General features: G+C 67.8%; 33 protein-coding genes. 28 read left to right on the top strand and 5 right to left on the bottom strand.

All coding sequences use genetic code 11. The annotated features are described in order from the left end of the window. The 3 genes from F1599_RS26110 to merT are packed head-to-tail and all read right to left on the bottom strand — an operon-like array spanning window position 1 to window position 898. Complete coding sequence (locus tag F1599_RS26110; protein WP_082371571.1) at window positions 1-222, bottom strand: GDCCVxC domain-containing (seleno)protein; 222 nt, start codon at window positions 220-222, stop codon at window positions 1-3. Then, a complete protein-coding gene (gene merP, locus F1599_RS03375; protein ID WP_053822775.1) occupies window positions 219-512 on the bottom strand; it encodes a mercury resistance system periplasmic binding protein MerP in 294 nt (97 codons plus the stop codon). The genes F1599_RS26110 and merP overlap by 4 nt, the downstream gene beginning before the upstream one ends. A gap of 11 nt (window positions 513-523) precedes the next feature. Next, window positions 524-898, bottom strand: a complete 375-nt coding sequence (merT, locus tag F1599_RS03370) for a mercuric ion transporter MerT (protein WP_053822774.1) — start codon at window positions 896-898, stop codon at window positions 524-526. A 41-nt stretch (window positions 899-939) separates the two neighbouring features. On the opposite strand from merT, the gene merR reads away from it, so the two are divergent. The 15 genes from merR to F1599_RS03295 all read left to right on the top strand — a co-directional run bounded on the left by merR (window position 940) and on the right by F1599_RS03295 (window position 12,601). After that, complete coding sequence (merR, locus tag F1599_RS03365) at window positions 940-1,353, top strand: Hg(II)-responsive transcriptional regulator (RefSeq protein ID WP_053822773.1); 414 nt, start codon at window positions 940-942, stop codon at window positions 1,351-1,353. A 182-nt stretch (window positions 1,354-1,535) separates the two neighbouring features. Further along, entirely contained in the window at window positions 1,536-1,799 is a 264-nt protein-coding gene (locus tag F1599_RS03360) for a helix-turn-helix transcriptional regulator (RefSeq protein ID WP_053822772.1), read from the top strand. An 11-nt stretch (window positions 1,800-1,810) separates the two neighbouring features. Continuing rightward, window positions 1,811-2,290, top strand: coding sequence for a hypothetical protein (locus F1599_RS03355; protein WP_053822771.1), 480 nt, complete (start codon window positions 1,811-1,813; stop codon window positions 2,288-2,290). A gap of 3 nt (window positions 2,291-2,293) precedes the next feature. Beyond that, complete coding sequence (locus F1599_RS03350) at window positions 2,294-3,067, top strand: BRO-N domain-containing protein (protein WP_053822770.1); 774 nt, start codon at window positions 2,294-2,296, stop codon at window positions 3,065-3,067. Further along, a complete protein-coding gene (locus F1599_RS03345) occupies window positions 3,067-3,897 on the top strand; it encodes an ATP-binding protein (RefSeq protein ID WP_053822769.1) in 831 nt (276 codons plus the stop codon). The genes F1599_RS03350 and F1599_RS03345 overlap by 1 nt, the downstream gene beginning before the upstream one ends. A gap of 3 nt (window positions 3,898-3,900) precedes the next feature. Continuing rightward, a complete protein-coding gene (locus F1599_RS03340; RefSeq protein ID WP_053822768.1) occupies window positions 3,901-4,530 on the top strand; it encodes a hypothetical protein in 630 nt (209 codons plus the stop codon). A gap of 63 nt (window positions 4,531-4,593) precedes the next feature. Then, window positions 4,594-5,115, top strand: coding sequence for a DUF6511 domain-containing protein (locus F1599_RS03335; RefSeq protein WP_053822767.1), 522 nt, complete (start codon window positions 4,594-4,596; stop codon window positions 5,113-5,115). Next, window positions 5,112-5,858, top strand: a complete 747-nt coding sequence (locus F1599_RS03330) for a hypothetical protein (protein WP_087782354.1) — start codon at window positions 5,112-5,114, stop codon at window positions 5,856-5,858. The genes F1599_RS03335 and F1599_RS03330 overlap by 4 nt, the downstream gene beginning before the upstream one ends. Beyond that, window positions 5,855-6,109: a helix-turn-helix domain-containing protein gene (locus tag F1599_RS03325; protein WP_053823234.1), complete on the top strand. Its 255-nt coding sequence runs from the start codon at window positions 5,855-5,857 to the stop codon at window positions 6,107-6,109. Before F1599_RS03330 ends, F1599_RS03325 begins: the two co-directional genes overlap by 4 nt. After that, window positions 6,093-8,375 carry a phage/plasmid primase, P4 family gene (locus tag F1599_RS03320; RefSeq protein WP_053822766.1) on the top strand — a complete coding sequence of 761 codons (2,283 nt, stop codon included), beginning with the start codon at window positions 6,093-6,095 and terminating at the stop codon, window positions 8,373-8,375. The genes F1599_RS03325 and F1599_RS03320 overlap by 17 nt, the downstream gene beginning before the upstream one ends. A 142-nt stretch (window positions 8,376-8,517) precedes the next feature. Then, window positions 8,518-8,994, top strand: a complete 477-nt coding sequence (locus tag F1599_RS03315; RefSeq protein ID WP_087782353.1) for a crossover junction endodeoxyribonuclease RuvC — start codon at window positions 8,518-8,520, stop codon at window positions 8,992-8,994. A 1-nt stretch (window position 8,995) separates the two neighbouring features. Then, window positions 8,996-9,205 carry a hypothetical protein gene (locus F1599_RS03310; RefSeq protein ID WP_053822765.1) on the top strand — a complete coding sequence of 70 codons (210 nt, stop codon included), beginning with the start codon at window positions 8,996-8,998 and terminating at the stop codon, window positions 9,203-9,205. Further along, window positions 9,198-9,584 (top strand): DUF6362 family protein, encoded by a 387-nt coding sequence (locus F1599_RS03305; RefSeq protein ID WP_053822764.1) that lies wholly within the window; start codon window positions 9,198-9,200, stop codon window positions 9,582-9,584. The genes F1599_RS03310 and F1599_RS03305 overlap by 8 nt, the downstream gene beginning before the upstream one ends. Window positions 9,585-9,914: 330 nt before the next feature. Continuing rightward, window positions 9,915-11,336 carry a site-specific DNA-methyltransferase gene (locus F1599_RS03300; RefSeq protein ID WP_053822763.1) on the top strand — a complete coding sequence of 474 codons (1,422 nt, stop codon included), beginning with the start codon at window positions 9,915-9,917 and terminating at the stop codon, window positions 11,334-11,336. Then, window positions 11,333-12,601 (top strand): site-specific DNA-methyltransferase, encoded by a 1,269-nt coding sequence (locus F1599_RS03295; protein WP_053822762.1) that lies wholly within the window; start codon window positions 11,333-11,335, stop codon window positions 12,599-12,601. The genes F1599_RS03300 and F1599_RS03295 overlap by 4 nt, the downstream gene beginning before the upstream one ends. On the opposite strand, the gene F1599_RS03290 is transcribed toward F1599_RS03295, so the two are convergent. Next, complete coding sequence (locus tag F1599_RS03290) at window positions 12,565-12,930, bottom strand: hypothetical protein (RefSeq protein ID WP_053822761.1); 366 nt, start codon at window positions 12,928-12,930, stop codon at window positions 12,565-12,567. The genes F1599_RS03295 and F1599_RS03290 overlap by 37 nt on opposite strands. 97 nt (window positions 12,931-13,027) lie before the next feature. After that, complete coding sequence (locus F1599_RS03285; RefSeq protein WP_053822760.1) at window positions 13,028-13,540, bottom strand: DUF3489 domain-containing protein; 513 nt, start codon at window positions 13,538-13,540, stop codon at window positions 13,028-13,030. A 118-nt stretch (window positions 13,541-13,658) separates the two neighbouring features. Here F1599_RS03285 and F1599_RS03280 point away from each other — a divergent pair, with 118 nt between their 5' ends. The 13 genes from F1599_RS03280 (at window position 13,659) to F1599_RS03215 (ending at window position 23,524) form a co-directional block, all read left to right on the top strand. Then, entirely contained in the window at window positions 13,659-14,186 is a 528-nt protein-coding gene (locus tag F1599_RS03280) for a hypothetical protein (protein ID WP_053822759.1), read from the top strand. Window positions 14,187-14,196: 10 nt separating this feature from the next. Next, window positions 14,197-16,167: a phage terminase large subunit family protein gene (locus tag F1599_RS03275; RefSeq protein WP_053822758.1), complete on the top strand. Its 1,971-nt coding sequence runs from the start codon at window positions 14,197-14,199 to the stop codon at window positions 16,165-16,167. A 10-nt stretch (window positions 16,168-16,177) separates the two neighbouring features. After that, a complete protein-coding gene (locus tag F1599_RS03270) occupies window positions 16,178-16,384 on the top strand; it encodes a phage head-tail joining protein (protein WP_053822757.1) in 207 nt (68 codons plus the stop codon). A gap of 1 nt (window position 16,385) precedes the next feature. Continuing rightward, window positions 16,386-17,912 carry a phage portal protein gene (locus tag F1599_RS03265; RefSeq protein WP_053822756.1) on the top strand — a complete coding sequence of 509 codons (1,527 nt, stop codon included), beginning with the start codon at window positions 16,386-16,388 and terminating at the stop codon, window positions 17,910-17,912. 22 nt (window positions 17,913-17,934) lie between these two features. Then, window positions 17,935-19,242, top strand: coding sequence for a S49 family peptidase (locus F1599_RS03260; protein WP_053822755.1), 1,308 nt, complete (start codon window positions 17,935-17,937; stop codon window positions 19,240-19,242). A gap of 1 nt (window position 19,243) precedes the next feature. Beyond that, window positions 19,244-19,621: a head decoration protein gene (locus F1599_RS03255; RefSeq protein ID WP_053822754.1), complete on the top strand. Its 378-nt coding sequence runs from the start codon at window positions 19,244-19,246 to the stop codon at window positions 19,619-19,621. 2 nt (window positions 19,622-19,623) lie between these two features. Next, window positions 19,624-20,625 carry a major capsid protein gene (locus F1599_RS03250; protein WP_053822753.1) on the top strand — a complete coding sequence of 334 codons (1,002 nt, stop codon included), beginning with the start codon at window positions 19,624-19,626 and terminating at the stop codon, window positions 20,623-20,625. Then, on the top strand, window positions 20,625-20,909 hold the full coding sequence (locus F1599_RS03245; protein ID WP_174782328.1) for a head-tail joining protein: 285 nt from the start codon (window positions 20,625-20,627) through the stop codon (window positions 20,907-20,909). The genes F1599_RS03250 and F1599_RS03245 overlap by 1 nt, the downstream gene beginning before the upstream one ends. Window positions 20,910-20,920: 11 nt before the next feature. Continuing rightward, window positions 20,921-21,346 carry a hypothetical protein gene (locus tag F1599_RS03240; RefSeq protein WP_053822752.1) on the top strand — a complete coding sequence of 142 codons (426 nt, stop codon included), beginning with the start codon at window positions 20,921-20,923 and terminating at the stop codon, window positions 21,344-21,346. A 6-nt stretch (window positions 21,347-21,352) separates the two neighbouring features. Beyond that, window positions 21,353-21,532 (top strand): DUF7210 family protein, encoded by a 180-nt coding sequence (locus F1599_RS03235; protein WP_053822751.1) that lies wholly within the window; start codon window positions 21,353-21,355, stop codon window positions 21,530-21,532. A gap of 2 nt (window positions 21,533-21,534) precedes the next feature. Then, on the top strand, window positions 21,535-22,287 hold the full coding sequence (locus tag F1599_RS03230; RefSeq protein WP_060784898.1) for a phage tail tube protein: 753 nt from the start codon (window positions 21,535-21,537) through the stop codon (window positions 22,285-22,287). Window positions 22,288-22,297: 10 nt separating this feature from the next. After that, entirely contained in the window at window positions 22,298-22,687 is a 390-nt protein-coding gene (locus F1599_RS03225) for a DUF6631 family protein (protein WP_053822750.1), read from the top strand. A gap of 189 nt (window positions 22,688-22,876) precedes the next feature. Then, window positions 22,877-23,524: a DUF6441 family protein gene (locus F1599_RS03215; RefSeq protein ID WP_053822749.1), complete on the top strand. Its 648-nt coding sequence runs from the start codon at window positions 22,877-22,879 to the stop codon at window positions 23,522-23,524. Window position 23,525 lies beyond the last annotated feature (1 nt).

Genomic DNA, 23,525 nt, shown 5'->3' with positions numbered 1-23,525 from the left:
TCAGCTGGCGCAACAACTACCTCTGCCACGCTCCTGGATTGGTGGGCACGGCACAGTGCCGTAGGAGCAATAGACGCAGCAGTCCCCGGGCTTGGGCTTGAGTATGGCGTGGCAGGCCTCGCACTCATAGAACCACTGGCAGGCATCGGTAGGCATGGTCTCGGTCTTGGTGTGACCGCACTCCGGACAAGTCAACGTCGATTCCAGAACGACGGCAGTCACTTCACGCTCCCGACCACCGTCGAGGGGTAGCCAGCATCCTGGGTCGCCCGCGTCAGCGCCTCTACATTCGCCCGCGCGTCGTCGAACGTCACGGTCGCCTGTCGTTTGTCGAGGTTCACGTCCGTCTTGGCCACGCCCGGCACCTTGCCGAGCGCCTTCTTGACCGTAATCGGGCAGGCGGCGCAGTTCATGCCCGGCACTGACAGGGTGACGGTCTTTGTCGCGGCGATGACTGGCACGCTCACGATCAGGGCGAGCGTCAGCATCGGAAAACCAAGCAATCTCTTCATAAAACCTCCGTTCAGTAAAACCAGGGCGCGACCAGCGGGAAGCCGAGCGCCACGATCACCAGGGCGACCACGATCCCGAACAGCAGCTCGTAGCCGCGCCGAACCGACGGCACCGCGCAGGCCTGTCCGGGTTCGCACGCCGGGGCTTTCGCCCATATGCGTCGCCCGGCGAGGAACAACGCGACGAGGGCCGCGCCGATGAAGATCGGGCGGTAGGGTTCGAGGGCCGTCAGGTTGCTGATCCATGCCCCTGAGAAGCCCAGCGTGATCAGCACCAATGGCCCGAGGCAGCAGGTCGATGCGAGGATGGCCGAGACGAATCCGGCCGCGAGCGCCGCACGGCCGCCTCCGGTACTGCCTTGCGCAGTTGGGGTGTCTGGTTTCATGGAGTAAGCTTACTTCCGTACTTAAGTACGGAGTCAAGACCATGAACAGCACGCCCGAGATCGAGGCGATGACGATCGGCGCGCTGGCGCGCGCGGCTGGCGTCAATGTCGAAACCATCCGCTTCTACCAGCGCAAGGGGCTGTTGCCCGAACCAGATCGGCCGCAGGGAAGTATCCGCCGTTACGGCGCCGACGAGCTTGGCCGCGTCCGCTTCATCAAGTCGGCACAGCGGCTGGGCTTCAGTCTCGACGAGGTGTCCGAACTGCTCAAGCTCGAGGACGGATCGCACTGCGCCGAGGCGCGTGCGCAGGCTCAGCGCAAACTCGTTGACGTTCGCGAACGACTGGCTGACCTGCAGCGCATCGAAGCGGCGCTGTCCGAGCTCGTGCAGCGCTGCAATGCCATTCGCGGCCGGGTGCGCTGCCCCTTGATCGCCGCCTTGCAGGCGGAGTGACGCACAGCCGTCCTTGACTGATCCTCGACCATGACGGCGGGCCTTGTGCCCGCCGTTTTCGTATCGGCGAGAACTTTGGCGAACCCGAAGTTCCCGCGTGGTTCGCCATTCGGTCCCTCCAAGGTTCGCCACCCGAAGCCTGCAATGACACCTGTTCCTCAACAGCGTCATAGGAGGCTTCCATGCCGACAACGGCAAGCACCATCCCCCGGTCGCCGGTCGATGCGATCAACGGCCTGTCTCCCGGCGACCGTCGGGTCCTCAACGAGAACGAGCTCGCGCAGCGCTGGGGCCTGAGCCCCAAGACCCTGCAGCGCTGGCGCAGCGAAGGGCGGGGCCCGCGCTACCTGAAGCTGTCCAAGCGCGTCAGCTACCCCCTGGAGTCGGTCATCGAGTTCGAGCGTGGCGCCCTGCACGACTCGACCTCCGAGCGCGCGGCGCGCTGAAGGGGGATGCGATGAGCGATTTGACCCTCTACCCCGCCGACATCGCCGCGATGTCCGTCGGCCAGCTGGCTCAACTTCCGCCCGCCCAGAAGGCGGAGATCAGCCGCCACCTGGACGAAGCGCTCGCCTGGCTCAAGCAGGCCCGCGCCAAGTTCGACGCTGCGCTGGAGGCCGCCTACGGCGAGCAGGCCCGTGCTGCCCGCCTCGAGGCGGGCAAGGACTTCGGCGTCGTGCACCTGAAGGACGGGCTGCTTCGCGTGACGGTCGATGTCCCGAAGCGCGTGTCCTGGGACCAGGCGCAACTGGCCGCCATCGCCCGGCGCATCGCCGCCGCCGGCGAGAAGGTCGAGGACTACCTGGACGTCGAGTACTCCGTCTCGGAATCGCGCTTCTCCAACTGGCCGCCGGCACTGCGCGCCGGGTTCGATGCCGCCCGCACCGTCAAGCCCGGCAAGCCCACGTTCCGGCTGGCCCTCGTCTCGGAGGAGTGATCCATGAGCACCGAACTGATCCCGTTTGATTTCGAAGGCCGTCCGGTCCGGGTCGTCACGGATGCCCAAGGCGAACCGTGGTTCGTCGCGGTGGATGTGTGCGCGGTTCTTGAACTGCCGAACACCACCCGCGCCCTGGCGCGACTGGACCCTGACGAGCAAGCCCTGATCTCAATTCAGGGCATCTCGCGCGGCAATGACCAGGTCAACGTCGTCAACGAGCCCGGGCTGTACAGCCTGGTCCTCGGCAGCCGCAAGCGCGAGGCCAAGCGCTTCAAGCGCTGGGTCACCCACGAGGTGCTGCCGGCGATCCGCAAGACGGGCAGCTACACGGCGCCAAGTGCACGCCCGACCCTGCCGGCACCCACCCAGGACCGCATCGCCGCTCTGCTGCTGATCGGCGAGGCCGTGGCCAAGGTGCCGGGGGTCAAACCCGGCATCGCGATGGCGGCCACGCTCTCCTGCATCCAGGAGAACACGGGCCTGGCGGTCGAGACGCTGCGCCGCGCCCTTCCTGCCCGGGACACTGCGGCGAACGAGGCGATCTGCTCGCTCAACGCCACCCAGCTCGGCAGGCTGCTCGGCCTGTCGGCCAAGGCCATCAACCAGCGCCTGGCCCACCACGGCCTGCAGTTGCGCAACGAGCGGGACGAGTGGGAACTGACCGAAGCCGGCGAGGCTTGGGCCGAAGCCATGCCGTACTCGCGCAACGGGCACAGCGGCTACCAGATCCTCTGGAACCCGGCGGTCGCGGAGCGGCTGAAGGAGGTGGCGTGATGGCCCTCCCCATCATCACCGCCGATCAGCGGCTGCGCGAGAAGCAGGGCGTGAAGCTCGTGCTTCTAGGCAAGAGCGGCATCGGCAAGACCAGCCAGTTGAAGACCCTGCCCGAAGCCTCGACCCTGTTCGTCGACCTCGAGGCTGGCGACTTGGCCGTCAAGGACTGGCGCGGCGACTGCGTGCGCCCGAGCACCTGGCCGGAGTTCCGCGATCTCGTGGTGTTCCTGGCCGGCCCGAACCCGGCGTTGCCGGCGGATGCGCCGTACTCCGAGGCGCATTACCGGCATGTGTGCGAGCGCTACGGCGATCCCGCGCAACTGGCCAAGTACGACACCTACTTCGTCGACTCGATCACGGTACTCGCGCGCCTGGCGCTCGTCTGGGCCAAGACCCAGCCGCAAGCCTACAGCGAGCGCACCGGCAAGCCCGACACCCGGGGCGCCTACGGCCTGCTCGGCTCGGAACTGATCGGGGCGCTGACCCATCTGCAGCACGCGCGCGGCAAGCACGTCGTGTTCGTCGCCATCCTCGACGAGCGCCTGGACGACTTCAACCGCAAGGTCTTCGTGCCGCAGATCGAGGGCGCCAAGACCGCGGCGGAACTGCCCGGCATCGTCGACGAGGTGGTCACCTTGGCCGAGATCAAGGCCGAGGACGGATCAATCTACCGCGCCTTCGTCTGCCACACGCTGAACCCCTACGGCGTCCCGGCCAAGGACCGCTCCGGCCAGCTCGAGTTGCTGGAGCCGCCGAACCTGCGCGCGCTGATCGACAAGTGCGCCGCCGCCACCCGCCTTCCGCCATCCGCTACCGCCTTCGAGGAGTGAGCCATGACCGCCTGGAACGATTTCAACGACGCGCAGCAGCAGCCCAGTTTCGACCTCATCCCCAAGGGCACGCTCGCCCGCGTGCGCATGACGCTCAAGCCCGGGGGCTTTGATGACCCGGCCCAGGGCTGGACCGGCGGCTACGCCACGCAGAGCTTTGGAACTGGCTCGGTCTATCTGGCGGCCGAGTTCGTGGTGCTGGAGGGCGAGTACGCCCGGCGCAAGCTCTGGAGCAACATCGGCCTGCATTCCCCGAAGGGCCCGGCTTGGGGCCAGATGGGGCGCAGCTTCGTGCGCGCCGTGCTCAATTCCGCCCGCAACGTCCATCCGCAGGACATGAGCCCGCAGGCCGCCGCCGCGCGGCGCATCCAGGGCTTCCACGAGCTCGACGGCATCGAGTTTGCGGCCCGCATCGACATCGAGAAGGACGGCCGCGGCGACTTGAAGAACGTCATCCGAAACGCCGTCGAGCCCGACCACCCGGACTACGCCCGCCTGATGGGGCTGCCGCCGAAGAACCCCGGCACCGCCCACTCCGGCGCGCCGGCGGCGGTCGCCCCGCCCCGTGCGATGCCCGCACCGGTTGCCCCGCAACGCCCCGCCGTGCCGGGCAAGCCGGCCTGGGCGCAGTGAGAGGAGGGGCGATGAAAACGAGCGAAGCGAAGTTTCGCGAAGCCGAAGGCGAGAGCGAATGCAATGAGCGGCAAGTGCTGGGTCTGCAAACGACAGGCGGGCGGCTACGGCCACTCGGACCTTCGGCATCCGGTGGGCGATGCCCGGCGCTATCCGATCGACTGGGTGTTCTGCTCGCGGCGTTGCCAGCAGGCGTTTCACGCGCTCTACGGTCAGTGGCTGCGGGTGCAGGAAGGACGCACGCCCAAGACGGAGGTGGCCATGATCGACCCGTCTGACGTCGAACTGGCCGCGATGAAGAAGTGCCTCAAGGCCTTCGGCGAGGTCGCGGGCGAGATCGGCTTTGCCAAGCCGCTGGGCGAGTATTCCGAGGCCGAGGCGCTCCAGGTGGTCGACGCCATCGTCACCTGCTACACGGAGGCGATGGTCGAGCACCACGAGGCGACCAAGTATCCGCCGGTGCGGGGCTTGAAAGACCCGGTGTCCGACCCCTTCGCCGACCTCGAGGACGATCTGCCGTGGGAGGAGCCGAAGGCTCAAGCGCAGACGGCACGCACGGCAGCACCCAAGGAGGCGCGGCGATGATGGACTTCAACGCCTCCAAGAGCCTGTCGGGTCAGCTCACGGCGCTGATCGACGCCGGGCTGCAGCAGTCTCGCGCGGCGCAGCCTCGCCGCACCTACCTCGGCGCCTCGCGCCTCGGGGTCGCCTGCGAGCGCGCGCTGCAGTACGAGTTCGCCGACGCCCCGGTCGATCCGGGTCGCGAGACCGACGGCCGCATGCTGCGCGTCTTCGAGCGCGGCCACCTCATCGAGGACTGCATGGTCGGATGGCTGCGTGCCGCGGGCTTCGATCTGCGCACGCGTAACGACGCGGAGGAGCAATTCGGCTTCTCGGCGCTGGACGGGCGCCTGCAGGGCCACGTCGATGGCGTGCTCGTCGCCGGGCCCGACCTGGGGTTCGGTTGCGGCTACCCGGCGCTGTGGGAGAACAAGTGCTTGGGAGCGAAGTCGTGGCGCGAGCTGGAGAAGCACCGGCTCGCGTCTGCCCGCCCGGTCTACGCCGCGCAAGTGGCGCTCTACCAGGCCTACCTCGAACTGCACGCGCACCCGGCCCTGTTCACGGCGGTGAACGCCGACACCATGGAGATTCACGCCGAGCTGGTGCCGTTCGATGCGGCGTTGGCGCAGCGCATGTCCGACCGGGCCGTGAAGGTCATCACGGCCACCGAGGCGGGCGAACTGCTGCCGCGCTCGTTCTCCGATCCCACCCATGTCGAGTGCCGGATGTGTCCGTGGCAGGACCGGTGCTGGAGGGCTGCGGCATGAACGAGACACCGCTGCACCAGGTGCTCGGGGAGCGCCTGATCGACGCACGCGAGGCGGCACTGGCGCTCAATCTGCCGCACTACTGGCTCACGCACGCGAAGGAGCGCCGGCGTCTGCGCCTGCCGCACTACCGGGTGGGCAAGCTGCTGCGTTTCAAGCTCTCCGAACTGATGGCGTGGATGGAGGAACGTCAAGCCCTGCTCACGGCCGACGCAGGGCACGAGGAGGAGTCGGATGCTGGACTTCAATGACACCGCACCCGCGCCCGAGATCCCGGCGTCCGAGCGCCGCGAGGCCGTGCGCGCCGCGCTGCTCGCGAGGCTGGAGTCGGTGCTGTTCACCCTGTTCCCCGCTGGAAAGAAGCGCCGCGGCAAGTTCGTCATCGGCGACGTGCTCGGCAGCCCGGGCGACAGCCTGGAAGTCGTGCTCGACGGCGACAAGGCGGGACTGTGGACCGACCGCGCCGAAGGCTCCGGCGGCGATGTGTTCCACCTGATCGGCGCTCACTTCGGCGTGGACGTGCACGGCGACTTCGCCCGCGTCCTCGACCTGGCCGAGGACCTCGTCGGCCGAGCGCTCACGGCGCCGCCGCGCAAGGCGGCCAAGAAGGCCTCGATCGACGACCTCGGCCCGGCCACCGCCAAGTGGGACTACCTCGACGCACAAGGGCGCCTCATCGCCGTGGTCTACCGCTACGACCCGCCCGGGCGCAAGAAGGAATTCCGGCCCTGGGACGCCAAACGGCGCAAGATGGCACCGCCCGAGCCGCGGCCGCTGTACAACCAGCCGGGGATCCAGGACGCCGCCCAGGTCGTGCTGGTCGAGGGCGAGAAATGCGCCCAGGCCTTGATCGAGCTCGGGATCGTGGCCACCACCGCGATGCACGGGGCGAATGCGCCCGTGGACAAGACCGACTGGTCGCCGCTGGCGGGAAAGGCCGTGCTGATCTGGCCCGACCGCGACAAGCCGGGCTGGGAGTACGCCGTGCAGGCGGCCCAGGCGATTCTGTCGGCGGGCGCGAAGACCTGCCACATCCTCTACCCACCCGAGGAAGCCGCCGAGGGCTGGGATGCGGCCGATGCCGTGGCCGAGGGCTTCGACGTCGCGGCCTTCCTCGCCCACGGCCCGCGTGTGCAGGTGCATGACATTGCGGACCCCGGCGAGCCGGTGATCGGCGCGGATGAATCGGTGTGGGGCACCGAAGATGCCCTGGCGCTGGCCTTCACCCGCCGCTACCACCGCGACTGGCGCTACGTGGCGGCCTGGGGCCGCTGGTTGGTGTGGGATGGCCGGCGTTGGCGCAACGAGGAAACGCTGGCGGCCACCGACTTGATCCGCGGTGTCTGCCGACACGCGGCCCTCCAGGCCGACAACCCCAAGCTGGCGGCCAAGCTGGCCACCTCCGGCACCGTCGGCGGCGTCGAACGCCTGGCTCGCGCAGACCGACGTCATGCCGCGACCACCGCCGAGTGGGACGCCGATCCCTGGCTGCTCAACACCCCAGGCGGCGTGGTCGACCTCAGGACGGGCCGCCTGCGCGCACACGACCGCGCCGACCGCATGACCAAGATCACCACCGCCACGCCCGGCGGCGACTGCCCGACCTGGCGGCGCTTCCTTGCCGAAGTCACCGGCGGCGACGCGGACCTGCAAGCCTATTTGCAGCGCGTCAGCGGCTACTGCTTGACCGGCTCGACCCGGGAGCATGCGCTGTTCTTCCTCTACGGCACCGGCGCCAACGGCAAGTCGGTGTTCGTGAACACCCTGGCCACGATCCTCGGCGACTACGCCGCCAGCGCGCCGATGGACACCTTCATGGAGGCGCGCGGCGACCGGCATCCGACCGACATGGCGGGCCTGCGCGGGGCGCGCTTCGTCTCCTCCATCGAGACCGAGCAGGGCCGGCGCTGGAACGAGTCCAAGGTCAAGGCCATCACCGGCGGCGACAAGGTCTCGGCGCGCTTCATGCGCCAGGACTTCTTCGAGTACACGCCCCAGTTCAAGCTGGTCATCGCCGGCAACCACAAGCCCGCGATCCGCAACGTGGACGAGGCGATGAAGCGCCGGCTGCACCTGATCCCCTTCACGATCACCGTGCCGCCCGAGCGGCGCGACAAACACCTGCAGCAGAAGTTGCTGGCCGAGCGGGACGGCATCCTGGCCTGGGCGCTGGAAGGGTGCCTGGCCTGGCAGCGCCTGGGCCGGCTCGATCCGCCGCCGCAGGTGGTGGCGGCCACCGAGGAGTACTTCGAGGCCGAGGACGCGCTGGGCCGCTGGCTGGAGGAGCGCTGCGTGCGCGAGGCCAATGCCAAGTCACTGACCGCCGAACTGTTCACCGACTGGAAGCAGTGGGCGGAGGCCGCCGGCGAGTTCGTCGGCTCACAGCGCCGCTTCTCCGACCTCTTGATCACCCGCGGCGTCGAGAAATGGCGCAACGCCGCCGGCATCCGGGGCTTCCGTGGCGTGGGTCTCAAGCACCCGATGCAGCCCGCCTACACCCCCTATGCCGACGACTGAACACCCGTGACCACCGACAGGACTGACGCATCTGACGCTGTCCATCGTAAGTCTCTACGCGCGCGCGCGTGCGCGCGCCTCACGGGAACTATCGATATCGTGCGTCGGATGCGTCAGTCCCCACCGAACGAGGACTGACACCATGCACACCACGATCCTGGCCCTGGACCTGGGCACCACCACCGGCTGGGCGCTGCGCGACCGCACGGGCCGAATCACCAGCGGCACCGAATCCTTCAAGCCCCGACGCTTCGAAGGCGGCGGCATGCGTTTCCTGCGCTTCAAGGGCTGGCTCACCGAACTCAAGGCCCACGCCGAGGGGATCGACGCGCTGGTCTTCGAGGAAGTGCGCCGCCACGTCTCGACCGACGCGGCGCACGCCTACGGCGGGTTCCTGGCCACGCTCACGGCCTGGTGCGAGCACCACGGCATTCCCTACCAGGGCGTGCCGGTGGGCACGATCAAGAAGCACGCCACCGGCAAAGGCAACGCCCGCAAGGACGCGGTGATGGCGGCCGTGCGTCGCCGGGGTCACGCCCCGGCGGACGACAACGAGGCCGACGCCTTGGCGCTGTTGCACTGGGCCATCCAGCATCACGACGCGGCGCAGGAGGCGTGAGATGGACGTCCCGACCCCTCGCTACCGCTGCCCGCTGGGGCGCCTGCAGCCCGAGCCGATGGACGTGGAGGCCGTCAAACGCCGCGGCTGGCGCGAGCAGCGCCTGCTCGTCGTCTGCCTCGACGACGACCGGCTCGACTGGATGGAACGCGAGCTGATCCGCCGAATCGGCGAGCGGCTCTACGGCGCACGGGAGGCGCGCCATGGCTGAGTGGACCGTCGAGCGTGTGGCCGAACGCTTCCGGGAGGCGGCCATCACCGCCCACCGCCTGCCGCCCGTGCGCGTGCAGGGCTACTTCAACACCTGGCCCGCGATCCGGCGCATGCCCTGGGAGACGCTGGGGGCCGAACCCTCGATCCGGCGCTTCCCGCCCGCACCCGAGACGGTCGAGCGGATGCTCGAGACCATGCGCTGGGTCTTGTGGCTGGAGGAAGAGGAACGCCACCTGGTATGGATGCGCGCCGAGCGCCACCGCTGGCGCGAGATCTGCGCCCGCTTCGGCTGCGACCGGACCACCGCCTGGCGGCGGTGGCAGCGGGCGTTGCATTTGGTGGCCGATCACCTCAACGGCGTCGCCTTGACGGCGTAGTGTTTTGGCGTGATTTGGCGGGTGCGGTCGCGCATCCGCGCGCATCGGCGGCGAAATGCGGCTTTCGCCGCTGCAACAGATTCGCCGGTCCGGGGGTAGGATTGCAGCTATCTTCTGGACAGCGGTGACGGTCGAGGAAGCCGCCCGGGCATTCACGGGTCCTTCCTGGCCAATAGCCCATGCGGGGGGCGCGAGCGCGGCATTCGCCTAGCGTCCGACTGCAAACCAAGGTTTGCAGGGTTTGCAGTTTGCACCCGCACCAGTCCGCACCCATCACGAGCCCGCCCGCGGTTTTCCGTCGGCGGGTTTTCCTTTTTCGAGGAACCGATTCTGAACACGCTCAACGTCGAGTACCGCAAGGTCGAGGCGCTGATTCCCTACGCCCGCAACCCGCGCACGCACACCGACGAGCAGGTGGCCAAGATCGCGGCCAGCATTGTCGAGTACGGCTGGACGAACCCGGTGCTGGTGGACGGCGACAACGGCATCATCGCGGGCCACGGCCGTTTGGCTGCCGCGCGCAAGCTGGGACTGGATCAGGTGCCGGTCATCGAACTGGCGCACTTGTCGCCGACGCAGAAGCGCGCCTACGTCATCTCCGACAACCGGCTGGCGCTCGATGCGGGATGGAACGGGGAACTACTGGCGCTGGAACTGGCCGAGCTGTCCGAGGCCGGGTACGACCTTGGGCTGACCGGTTTCGAGGATGCCGAGATCGAGGCACTGCTCGCCGACGACGTGGTCTCCGATGAGGCCGACCAGGAGCAGCAGGACGCAACGGACGGCGACGAACCGGACGCCGCTGACGACGTGCCGGATGCACCCGTGGTGCCGGTGTCGCGCACCGGCGATGTCTGGGCCATCGGCCAGCATCGCCTGATCTGCGGCGACGCGACCGACCGTGCCGTGGTCGGCACGCTGATGCAAGGCGACATGGCTCGCCTGTGCTTCACCTCACCGCCTTACGGCAATCAGCGTGACTACACCTCGGGCGGCATCGCCGACTGGGATGGCCTGATGCGCGGCGTGTTCGCCCATCTGCCGATGGCTCAGGATGGCCAGGTGCTGGTCAACCTCGGGCTGATCCACCGCGACAACGAGGTCATCCCGTATTGGGATGCGTGGCTCGGTTGGATGCGCCAGCAGGGCTGGCGGCGTTTCGCGTGGTACGTCTGGGATCAGGGCCCGGGCATGCCCGGCGACTGGGCGGGCCGCTTCGCGCCAAGCTTCGAATTCGTTTTTCACTTCAACCGCCAGAGCCGCAAGCCGAACAAGATCGTGCCGTGCAAGCATGCTGGCCAGGAATCGCACCTGCGTGCTGACGGGTCGTCCACGGCAATGCGCGGCAAGGATGGCGAGGTGGGCGGCTGGACGCACAAGGGCCAGCCGACACAGGACACCCGCATTCCCGACTCGGTGATCCGCGTGATGCGCCACAAGGGCAAGATCGGGCAGGACATCGACCACCCGGCCGTGTTCCCGGTCGCGCTGCCGGAGTTCGTCATCGAGGCCTACACCGATTCGGGCGACATCGTGTTCGAGCCCTTCGGTGGCAGCGGCACGACGATGCTGGCTGCAGAGCGCACCGGTCGGATCTGTCGCACGGTCGAAATCGCGCCGGAGTACGTGGATGTTGCGATCAAGCGCTTCCAGCAGAACCACCCTGGCGTGCCCGTCACACTGCTGGCCACAGGCCAGTCCTTCGACCACGTCGCCAACGAGCGTCTGGCCACCACGGAGGCCGAGCAATGAACGCCTCCTGGTTGGCCGACAAGATCGAGCAGTGGCCCACAGGCAAGCTGCTGCCCTACGCCCGCAACGCGCGCACCCACTCGGATGAACAGGTGGCGCAAATCGCTGCGTCGATTGCCGAGTTCGGGTTCACCAATCCGATCCTGGCGGGTAGCGACGGCGTGATCGTCGCCGGGCACGGTCGGCTCGCCGCCGCGCAGAAACTCGGGTTGGAGGTGGTGCCGGTGGTCGTGCTCGACCATCTGAGCCCGACCCAGCGCCGGGCGCTGGTCATCGCGGACAACCGCATCGCCGAGAACGCCGGGTGGGATGACGCGATGCTGCGCATCGAGATCGCGGCCCTGCAGGACGATGACTTTGACCTGTCGCTCACCGGCTTCGATGCCGACGCGCTGGCCGAGTTGATGGCGGGCGACGAGCCGGATACTGAGGGCGAAGCCGATGACGATGCGGTGCCCGAGGTCAGCGAGACGCCGGTCTCGCGTCCGGGCGACGTCTGGCTGCTCGGTGGTCACCGCCTGCTGTGCGGCGACTCCACTCTGGCCGAAAGCTACGAGCGACTACTGGAAGGCGAGCAGGTGGACATGGTCTTCACCGATCCGCCGTACAACGTGAACTACGCCAACAGTGCCAAGGACAAGATGCGCGGCAAGGATCGCGCGATCCTGAACGACAACCTGGGCGACGGCTTCTGCGACTTCCTGCTGGCGGCGCTGACGCCCACCGTCGCGCATTGCCGGGGCGGCATCTACGTGGCGATGTCCTCCAGCGAACTCGACGTGCTGCAGGCGGCGTTCCGCGCCGCCGGTGGCCACTGGTCGACGTTCATCATCTGGGCGAAGAACACCTTCACGCTGGGTCGCGCCGACTACCAGCGCCAGTACGAGCCGATTCTGTACGGATGGCCCGAAGGGGTGCAACGCCACTGGTGCGGCGACCGTGATCAGGGCGACGTGTGGCAAATCAAGAAGCCGCAGAAGAACGACCTGCACCCGACGATGAAACCGGTGGAGCTGGTCGAGCGGGCGATCCGCAATTCGAGCCGCCCCGGCAACGTGGTGCTGGACCCGTTCGGCGGCTCTGGCACGACGCTGATCGCCGCCGAGAAATCGGGGCGGCTGGCGCGGCTGATCGAACTCGACCCGAAGTACGTCGACGTGATTGTGCGCCGCTGGCAGGACTGGACTGGGAAACGTGCCACCCGCGAGGCGGATGGCATGGCGTTCGATCAGGCGGCCCGCGACTCGTCGGTGATCTCGCAGTGAATCACGAAGCCCGTCAGGTAGGGCAGACCGCGCGGGATGCCGTATTGCTTGCTGGTCTGGCGTCCAATCGTCCAGCCCATCCACTGTCGGGTGGCGGCGTTGATCGCGTCCGTCAAGGTCTGGCCCCGGTACAGCCCGTTCTGAACCTCGTCGGCAAAGTGGCGGCCGTGTCGGCTGTCGAGGAAGATCCGCACCGATTCGAGGGGCTGGCCGGTGGCGTCCGAAATGGCGTTCATCGCCAAGGGCCACGCAGCGCTGGCGTGCTCGTTCATCGTGCCCCAAAAGCCCCAGGCTTCGTTCTGGGTGGCAGGGATCTGGTTGGTGGTCATCTCGGGCTCCTTCGGGTTGATCGTTGCGACGTCCGTAGTAACGCGCTGCTCGATTGAGAAGCCAAGCGCCGCTTGGCCTCTTTCTCGATCTTTCTGATCAGGCGATGCGGTAGACCCGCTCGCCGCCCTGAGCCTTGTCCGAGACGATGGTCAGGCCGAGCTTCTTCTTGAAGGCTCCGGCGAAGGTGCCGCGCACCGTGTGCGCCTGCCAGCCCGTGGCGTCGCAGATCTGGCGCACCGTCGCGCCCTCTGCGCGCTGCAGCATCCGGATGACTTCGGCCTGCTTGCTGTTTTCGCGGGTGCGCGGCTTGGCCTGCGTGGTCTTGTCCTGGGCCCACTCGGCCTCGGCGGCCGTCACGGCGGCCTCGATCTCCGGGTCGGCGTCCAGGGGCGCGGGACGGGCGCGACCCATCGCGTCGTAGCCCTCGGCGGCGACGAACCAGTCGTTGCCGTCGGTGGTGATCAGGGCGCGGTTGAACAGGCCGTCTAGCACTTTCTTGCGTGCGCCGCCTTTGATGTTGTCAGGGAACCAGTCGATCTTGCCGCCGGTGTGTTCGAGGGCGTAGGCCAGGATCGCGTGCTGGGCCGGGGTCAGTTGGCTGGTGGTCATTTGCTGCTCCTTCGGGGTGGTTGATGGGTGACGTGATGAACGCGCTGTTCCAGAGAGAAGCCAAGCTGATTCCGGGGGAATGACGAACAAATGAATGAAGGGGCCGCTGGTTCTCAAAATGGGCATCTCGATACGCGCTTACGCCCGCCACCGGGGCGTAACCGACACCGCTGTTCACAAGGCCATCCGGGCTGGGCGCATCACGCCGGAAGCTGACGGCACCATCGACGCCGACCGCGCGGATCGGGAGTGGGCACGCAACTCGGATGCTCCCAAGGCGGGGACGCGCGCCAAGGCCACGAAGGTCGCCGTACCGGAAGGCGGTGGCGACGGTCCCGCCGCCCTTCCTGCTGGCGGTGCGTCGCTGCTTCAGGCGCGCACGGTCAACGAGGTGGTCAAGGCGCAGACGAACAAGGTGCGGCTGGCCCGGCTCAAGGGCGAGCTGGTGGATCGGCCGCAGGCCATCGCCCATGTCTTCAAGCTGGCGCGCTCCGAGCGCGATGCGTGGCTGAACTGGCCCGCTCGCATCTCCGCGCAGATGGCGGCCAAGCTCGGGGTCGCCCCGCACACGATGCATGTCGCGCTCGAGGCCGCCGTGCGCGAGCACTTGCAGGAACTTGGCGATCTGCGCCCGCGCGTGGACTGAACAGGAACAAATGGACGTCGATTACGAAGGCGCAGCCGAAATCGAACGCGCGTGGCGCGAGGGCTTGACGCCCGATCCGCTGCTCACGGTGTCCGAATGGTCGGATCGGCATCGGATGCTCTCCAGCAAGGCATCCGCCGAACCGGGCCGCTGGCGCACCAGCCGCACGCCGTACCTGAAGGCCATCATGGATTGCCTGTCCCCGACCTCGCCGGTCGAGCGCGTGGTGTTCATGAAGGCTGCCCAGCTCGGCGCGACCGAGATGGGATCGAACTGGATCGGCTACGTCATCCACCATGCGCCGGGCCCGATGATGGCGGTCTGGCCGACGGTCGAGATGGCCAAGCGCAACTCCAAGCAGCGCATCGACCCGCTGATCGAGGAATCGGGCGTGCTGGCCGAGTTGATCGCTCCGGCTCGCTCGCGCGATTCGGGCAACACGATTCTGGCCAAGGAGTTTCGCGGCGGCGTGCTGGTGATGACCGGCGCGAACAGCGCGGTCGGCCTGCGCTCGATGCCGGTGCGCTACCTGTTCCTCGACGAGGTGGACGGCTACCCGCTGGACGTCGAGGGCGAAGGCGACGCGATCTCGCTGGCGGAGGCGCGCACGCGCACCTTCGCGCGCCGGAAGATCTTCATCGTTTCCACGCCGACGATCTCGGGCGCATCGGCCATCGAGCGCGAGTACGAGGCCAGCGACCAGCGCCGCTACTTCGTGCCGTGCCCGCATTGCTCGCACCGGCAGTGGCTGCGCTTCGAGCAGTTGCGCTGGGACAAGGGCGCGCCGGAGACGGCGGCCTATGTCTGCGAATCCTGCGACACCGCGATTGCGGAGCACCACAAGACGTGGATGCTCGAACACGGCGAGTGGCGCGCGATGGTCGAGGACGGTGCGCCGCGCACGGCGGGCTTTCACCTGTCCTCGCTATACAGCCCGGTCGGCTGGCGCGCGTGGCGCGACATCGCCGCCGCGTGGGAAGCGGCGGTCAGCAAGGAATCCGGTTCCGCCGCCGCGATCAAGACCTTCAAGAACACCGAACTCGGCGAAACGTGGGTCGAGGAAGGTGAAGCGCCCGACTGGCAGCGGCTGGTCGAACGCCGCGAGGATTACCGCATCGGCACGGTGCCGCAAGGCGGTCTGCTGCTGGTGGGCGGCGCGGACGTGCAGAAGGATCGCATCGAAGTCTCGGTCTGGGCCTTCGGACGCGGTAAGGAAGCATGGCTCGTCGAGCACCGCGTGCTGATGGGCGACACCGCGCGTGAGCAGGTGTGGAAGCGTCTGGCCGAGATGCTCGACGAAACCTGGACGCACGCCACGGGCGCGGCGATGCCGCTGGCACGCTTCGCGCTCGACACCGGCTTTGCCACGCAGGAAGCCTACGCCTTCGTGCGCGCCTGCCGCGATGCGCGCGTGATGGCCGTCAAGGGCGCATCGCGCGGCGCGGCGCTGATCGGCACGCCGACGGCGGTCGATGTCTCGCGCGACGGGAAGAAGCTGCGCCGTGGCATCAAGGTATTCACCGTCGCGGTCGGCATCGCCAAGCTGGAGCTTTACAACAACCTGCGCAAGGCGGCCAACGTCGGCGAGGACGGCGTCACCACGACGTTCCCCGCAGGCTTCGTCCACCTGCCCAAGATCGACGCGGAGTTCACCCAGCAGCTCTGTGCCGAACAACTGATCACCCGCCGCGACCGCAACGGTTTCCCCGTGCGCGAATGGCAAAAGATGCGCGAGCGCAACGAGGCGCTCGACTGCTACGTCTATGCCCGCGCCGCCGCAGCGGCGGCGGGCCTGGATCGCTTCGAGGAGCGTCACTGGCGCGAACTGGAGCGACAACTCGGCATGGAGCGTCCACCGGACGATTCGCCGCCGCTCGAACCGACACATCCCAACGAGGCCACCCACAGCGGTGGCCTTTCTGCTTCTGGAACCCGCAACGGCAGCCGGCGCGTGATCAAGAGCCGCTGGCTGACCCGATGAGAGAAGACCTTTGACCTACACCACCACCCAACTCGATGCGCTCAAGCGCGCGCTGGCCACTGGCGAGCGCCGCGTGAGCTTCGGCGACAAGACGGTCGAGTACCGCTCGGTCGAGGAACTGCAGGTCGCTATTCGCATCGTCGAAGCGGAACTTGCGCGCAGCGTCGGTCGGAGCACCAAGCGTCAGATCCGTGTCACCACGGGCAAGGGCTTCTGACATGGCGTGGTTCTCCCAAACCGTGCGCCGCCTGTTCGGCCAATCGCCCGTCCATGAAGCCGCCGGCCGTGGCCGCCGCGCGCTGGCGTGGATGCCCGGCAATCCCGGCGCGGTCGCCGCGATGCTGGCCACCCACACCGACCTGCGCGTCAAGAGCCGCGACCTCGTGCGCCGCAATGCGTGGGCGCAGGCCGCGCTCGACGCCTTCGTCGCCAACGCGGTCGGCACCGGCATCAAGCCGCAGAGCCTGTCGGACGACGAAGACTTCAAGGCCGACGTGCAGGCGCTGTGGCGCGACTGGACCGAGGAAGCCGACGCGGCGGGCCAAACCGATTTCTACGGCCTGCAAGCCTTGGCCTGCCGTTCGATGCTCGAAGGCGGCGAATGCCTGATCCGGCTACGGCCGCGCCGTGTCGAGGATGGCTTGGTCGTGCCCTTGCAGCTTCAACTGCTGGAGTCGGAGCACCTGCCGATCCACCTCACCACCGATCTGCCCTCCGGCAACGTGGTGCGCTCGGGCATCGAGTTCGACGCGCTGGGCCGCCGTGTGGCCTACCACCTGTACCGCTCGCACCCCGAGGACGGACGGCTCGCGCCGATGTCGGGCCAGGGCGGGATGGAGACCGTGCGCGTGGACGCGCGCGAGGTCATCCACCTCTACCGCGTGCTGCGTCCCGGCCAGATCCGCGGCGAGCCGTGGCTGTCGCGCGCGCTGGTCAAGCTCAACGAACTCGACCAGTACGACGACGCCGAACTGGTGCGCAAGAAGACCGCCGCGATGTTCGCGGGCTTCGTCACGCGCCAGAACCCCGAGGACAACCTGATGGGCGAAGGCCCGGCCGATGGCGACGGCATCGCGCTCGCCGGGCTGGAGCCGGGCACGCTGCAGATTCTGGAGCCGGGCGAGGACATCAAGTTCTCCGATCCGGCGGACGTGGGCGGCTCGTATTCGGAGTTCCTGCGCACGCAGTTCCGCGCGGTCGCCGCCGCCATCGGCATCACCTACGAGCAACTGACCGGCGACCTGACGGGCGTGAACTACTCGTCCATCCGCGCCGGACTGCTTGAGTTCCGCCGCCGCTGCGAGATGGTGCAGCACTCGGTGCTGGTCCATCAGATGTGTCGCCCGGTGTGGGCGACGTGGATGAAGCAGGCCGTGCTCGCCGGCTCGCTCGATGCGCCGGGTTTCGCGCGCGGTGGGCCGGCGCGCCGCCGCCAGTACCTGCAAGCCAAGTGGATTCCGCAGGGCTGGCAGTGGGTCGATCCCGAGAAGGAATACAAGGCCATGCTGCTGGCGATCCGTGCGGGCCTGATGAGCCGCTCGGAAGCCATCTCGGCCAACGGTTACGACGCCGAAGACGTCGACCGCGAGATCGCCGCAGACAACAAGCGCGCCGACGACCTCGGCCTGATCTTCGATTCCGACCCTCGCTACACGTCGAAGGACGGCGCGAATGTGCGTGATGGGGCGGAACCCAACCGCAACGCCATCGCGCCCGACGCCACCGGCGGCGACTCCTCCGCCTGACCGCTTTCCCCGAAGGATTCCCATGACCGTGCTGCCTCATCTGGCGGCTCGCCTGTTCGGCGTGCCGCTGGCGATCCATCGCCCGAAACTCGACGTCATCCTCTCCGTGCTCGGCGCACGCATCGGCCTCGCCGATCTCGCCGCGCCCGTGGGTTACACGCCAACGGCGCGCGCGCCCACGCCGGTCAGCGGCAAGGTCGCTGTCATCCCGATCCACGGCACGCTGGTGCGCCGCACCTCTGGCCTCGAAGCCGAGTCGGGCCTCGCCAGCTACGCCGGCATCGCCGCGCAACTGGACGCCGCGCTCGCCAGCCCCGAGGTCGCGGCCATCCTGCTCGACATCGATTCACCGGGCGGCGAGTCGGGCGGCGTGTTCGATCTGGCCGACCGCATCCGGGCGGCGTCGCAGCTGAAGCCGGTCTGGGCCGTGGCCAACGACATGGCATTCTCGGCCGCCTATGCGCTGGCGTCCGCCGCCACCCGCGTGTTCGTCGCGCGCACCGGTGGTGTCGGTTCGATTGGCGTCATTGCGATGCACGTCGATCAGTCCGCCAAGGACGCCAAAGACGGCGTTCGCTACACCGCCGTGTTCGCGGGCGAGCGCAAGAACGACCTCAACCCGCACGAGCCGATTTCCGACGCCGCGCACGCGGTGCTCAAGGCCGAGGTGGATCGCGTCTACGAGCTGTTCGTCGAGACCGTCGCGCGCCATCGCGGCCTCGACGCGGGTGCCGTGCGCGCCACCGAAGCCGGCCTGTTCTTCGGCCCGAATGCCGTCGCCACCGGACTGGCCGATGCCGTCGGAGGTTTCGACGACGCGCTCGCCCAGCTCACGCAATCGCTTTCCCCACTCCCGACTCTGGTGACTCCGGCCAGCCAAGCGGGCTTACGCGCCGCCGGGCCGTCCCAAGGCAAGCGCGCCCCCTCGGGGGGCAGCGAGCCGCAGGCGCAGCTTGGGGGCCATTTTCGCAACCACCCGATGGAGTCTTCCATGAATGAACGATCCGACCCCACTGCTCTTGATCGGCCTCTTGCTGATCCTGCTGGCAGTCCTCCTCAACCGTCCGCCGGCACCACGTTGAGTGTGCTTGAGGCCATCGAGATCGCACAGACCTGCACGCTCGCCGGTCGCGCCGACCTGATCGCAGGCTTCCTCGAAACCAACACCGCGCCCGCCCAGGTGCGCAGCCGACTGCTCGCGGCGCAGGCCGAGGCCAGTCCCGAAATCGTCAGCCGCATCGCGCCCGATGCCGCGCGTCCTGCGGCCAGCAATCCGCTGATCGACGCGGCCAAGCAGCTCGCGGCGCAATCCACCAAGAAGGAGATCTGAAATGTCCGTTCTCGCCGAACCGCTGAATCTGGGCGACCTGCTCAAGTTTGAGGCGCCCAACCTCTACTCGCGCGACCGCGTCACGGTCGCCTCCGGCCAGAACCTGCCGCTGGGCGCGGTCATCGGCATCGTCACCGCCACCGGAAAAGTCACACGGATCGACCCGTCCGCCACCGACGGCACGCAGGTCGCCGCCGGCGTGCTGCTGCAAGCTTGCGACGCGACGCTCGCCGACCGCGACGACGGCCTGATCGTCGCGCGCCACGCCATTGTCGCCGACCACGCGCTCGTGTGGCCCGCGGCCATCACCAACGCCGAAAAACTCAGCGTCGTGGCGCAGCTCAAGGCGCTGGGCGTGCTCGTCCGTCAAGGAGCCTGACCATGAATAACCCCTTCAGCAATCCCGCATTCTCGATGGCCGCGCTGACCGCCGCCATCAACATCCTGCCCAACCGCTACGGGCGCCTGGAAGAACTGAACCTGATGCCACCCAAGCCGGTGCGCCAGCGCCAGATCGTCGTCGAGGAAATGAACGGCGTGCTCAACCTGCTGCCCACGCTGCCGCCGGGTTCGCCCGGCACGGTCGGCGTGCGCGGCAAGCGCAAGCTGCGCTCCTTCGTCGTGCCGCACATCCCGCACGACGACGTGGTGCTGCCCGAGGAGGTGCAAGGCATCCGCGCCTTCGGTTCGGAAACCGAAACCGAGACGGTCGCGGGCGTGGTCGCGCGCCATCTGGAGACGATGCGCAACAAGCACGCGATCACGCTGGAGCACCTGCGTGTCGGCGCGCTCAAGGGCGTGATCCTCGACGCGGACGGCTCGGTGCTCTACGACCTGTTCGATGCCTTCGAGATCGCGCAGCAGACGGTGTCCTTCGAGCTAGGCACGGCGGGCACCAACGTCAAAGCCAAGTGCGGCACGGTGCTGGCGACCATCGAGGAAAACCTCAAGGGCGAGTTCATGAACGGCGTCCACTGCCTGTGCTCGCCGGAGTTCTTCGCCGCGCTCACCGGCCACGCCAAGGTCGAGAAGGCGTTCGAGAACTGGCAGAACGGAGCCATCCTCATCAACGACATCCGTCGCGGCTTCACCTACGGCGGCATCACCTTCGAGGAGTACCGGGGCCAGGCTACGGACGCCAGCGGCACCGCGCGCCGCTTCATCGCCGCCGGTGAGGCGCACGCCTTTCCGCTGGGCACCATCGACACCTTCGGCACCTACTTCGCGCCGGCGGACTTCAACGAGACCGTCAACACGGTCGGCCAGCCACTGTATGCCAAGCAGGAGCCGCGCAAGTTCGACCGGGGCACGGACCTGCACACCCAGTCGAACCCGCTGCCCATGTGCCACCGCCCGGGCGTGCTGGTGAAGCTGACCGTCTAATGGTGCGCGTCGAGGAGCTGTACGCGGCGGCCGCGGACGCGGGGCTGCTGGTGGATGCAGAGGTCGGCGGGCAGATCGTCATGGTGGACTTCCTTGCCCCGGACGAGACCGTGCTCGATGGCCTCGCGCTCTCCACCGACTACACGATGCGCTTCCTCGCCTCGGCTCTGCCCGATCTGGCCGTGGGCCAGGTCGTGAGCATCGGTGGCACGAGCTACCGCGTGCGCGACGTGCGGGCCATCGGTGATGGCAGCGAGCGGCGTGCCGATCTCACCCGCATTTGAGGACTCTGCCTATGAACTCCATCCGTGAGCGCATCTTGCGGGAGGTCGTGGCCCGTCTGTCGGCCGCTGTCGCACCCGTTCCAGTGCTGCGACAACCGGCCGTGCCGGTCACCCGCGACGCGAGCCCCGCGCTGCTGCTCTTCGCCGAGAGCGACCGCATCACCGGCTACGCCAACCACCTCGTCGACCGGGTGCTGACGCTGCGCCTCACCGTGGTGGCGCGCGGCGATGACGCGTTCGACCAGGCCGACCGGGCGATGGTAGACGCCCACTCGGCGCTGATGCCTGACGCGACCCTCGGCGGCCTCGCGCTCCTGCTGCACGAGGTCGATGCCGAGTGGGATGCCGAGGATGCCGACGCTGGCGCCGTCGCGCTGCCGGCCCGCTACGAGATCCGCTACCGCACCCATGCCATGGACCTGACCCAGAAAGGATGACTTGCCATGACCGTTGAACTCATCAAACCCCACACCCATGCCGGCGTGCAGTGCGTCCCCGGCACGCGCCTCGACGTCGACGAGGCCACCGCACGCTGGCTGATCGAACGCGGCGTCGCCAAACCTACCGAGGCGCCCGATGAGCCGGGCGTCAAACCGCAATTCACCGCACGCAAGGGAGACTGACCATGCCGTATTTCTCTGGACAAGGCCGTGTCTACATCGGCGCCCGCGACGCTGCCGGCAACCCGCAAGGGCTGAGTTTTGTCGGCAACGTGCCCGAGCTCAAGGTCTCGCTGTCGGTGGAAACGCTGGAACATCAGGAATCGACCAGCGGACAACGCCTGACCGACCTGCAGCTGATCAAGACCAAGAAGGGCGAATTCGCCTGCACGCTGGAAGAGCTGATCGCGGTGAATCTGGGCCTGGCGCTCTACGGCACGACCATCGAACAGGTCAGCGGCACGGTGACGGCCGAGGCACTGCCCAACCCGGTCACGGCAGGAAGCCTGTACCTGCTCGCCAAGCAGAACGTCTCCTCTGTGGTGGTCAAGGACGCCTCGGGCACGCCCAAGACGCTGCCCGCCGCCCAGTACAGCCTCAATGCGAAGCACGGATCGCTGGTCATCAACGACAAGACGACGGGCGGCCCCTACGTGGAGCCGTTCAAGGTCGACTACGCCTATGGAACCGCGCAATCCACCGCGTTGTTCACGCAGCCGCTGCCGGAGCGCTGGGTGCGTTTCGAAGGCCTGAACATCGCCGACAGCAACCGCGAGGTGGTGATCGACCTGTACCGCGTGGCGATCAACCCGGCCAAGGAACTGTCGGTGATCACCGACGAACTGCTGAAGTTCGAGCTTTCCGGACAGGTGCTGGCGGACACGCTCAAGCCCGCTGCCGGCGACCTCGGTCAGTTCGGCCGCATCGTGCTGCTGTGAGGAGTACACGATGACCACCTCTGACCTGGATGTTCTCGTCCCGCAAACCCAATCCCTGGAGATCGCCGGGCAGCGCCTGACGATCAGCCCGCTGGTAATCGGCGAGCTGCCCGCGATGCTCAAGGCCGTGCGGCCTTTTGCCGAGCAGCTGACGGGCGAACCGGACTGGCTCGCCTTGCTCTGTGACTACGGCGACGCCTTGCTGGCTGCGCTGGCGCTCGCCAGCCGTCAGCCGCGCGAATGGGTGGACGCGCTGGCGCTCGACGACGCGATCACGCTCGCCGCCACGGTGTTCGAGGTGAACGCGGATTTTTTCGTGCACCGGGTCGCGCCGAAGGTCAGCACGCTCGCGCAGTCTCTGAGCGGACGGTTGGCTGGAGCGACGCCATCGCCCGCCTGATCCGCAGTGGCCACCGCTACCCGGACATCCTCGGCTACACGCTGGGCCAGCTGAACGCGTTTCTGGCCGCCGACAGCCGTCTCGAGCGCGAACGGCTCTCCACCCAGCTCGCGGTCATGACCACCGCCGCCCAGGGCAACCGCGAAGGCATCCGTCAGCTCCAGGCCGAACTCCAACAGGGAATGCGCGATGAAGATCGATCTGGTCGCTGAGGGCTTGCTGGATCGTCGTCGCTTCAACGCCTGGCAAACCGATACCCACAAAACGATCCACACCGCCGTCGCCCGCGCGATGCGGGATTCCGGCAAAGAGATGGCCGAGCGGGTGCGGGGCGAAATGCGCGCCAGCTTCAAGGTTGCAAGTCCCAAGTTCCTCCGGTCGATGCACGCCAAGGTGTTCGACCGTAAAGCCACGGAATTTCCGGCGCTCTACATCGGCTCGAAGGTGTCCTGGCTGGGCCTGCACGAACAGGGAGGAACGATTCGGGGGCGGATGCTGATCCCGCTGCTGCCGCAACACCGGCGTATCGGACGCAAGGCGTTTGCCCGGGTGATCGATGCGCTGATGCGATCCGGCAATGCCTGGTTCGTCGAAAAGAACGGCCAGCAGATCCTAATGGCCGAGAACATCGGCGAGAACGCCCGGCCGCTGGCGCGCTTCCGCAGCGCCGAGCGGGAGCGCACCGGCGCCAAGCGCATCAAGCGTGGCCAGGAGATTCCTGTCGCCATGCTGGTGCGGCGCGTGACCCTCAAGAAACGTTTCGACCTTACCCGTTCGGTGCGGGTCGATCTTCCCCGCCTGACGGCGGCCATCAGCAAGGCAATGTCGAAGGTTTGAG

The organism is Cupriavidus cauae (assembly GCF_008632125.1).
GTDB lineage: Bacteria > Pseudomonadota > Gammaproteobacteria > Burkholderiales > Burkholderiaceae > Cupriavidus > Cupriavidus cauae.
This window is presented reverse-complemented; position numbering and strand designations above follow the sequence as displayed.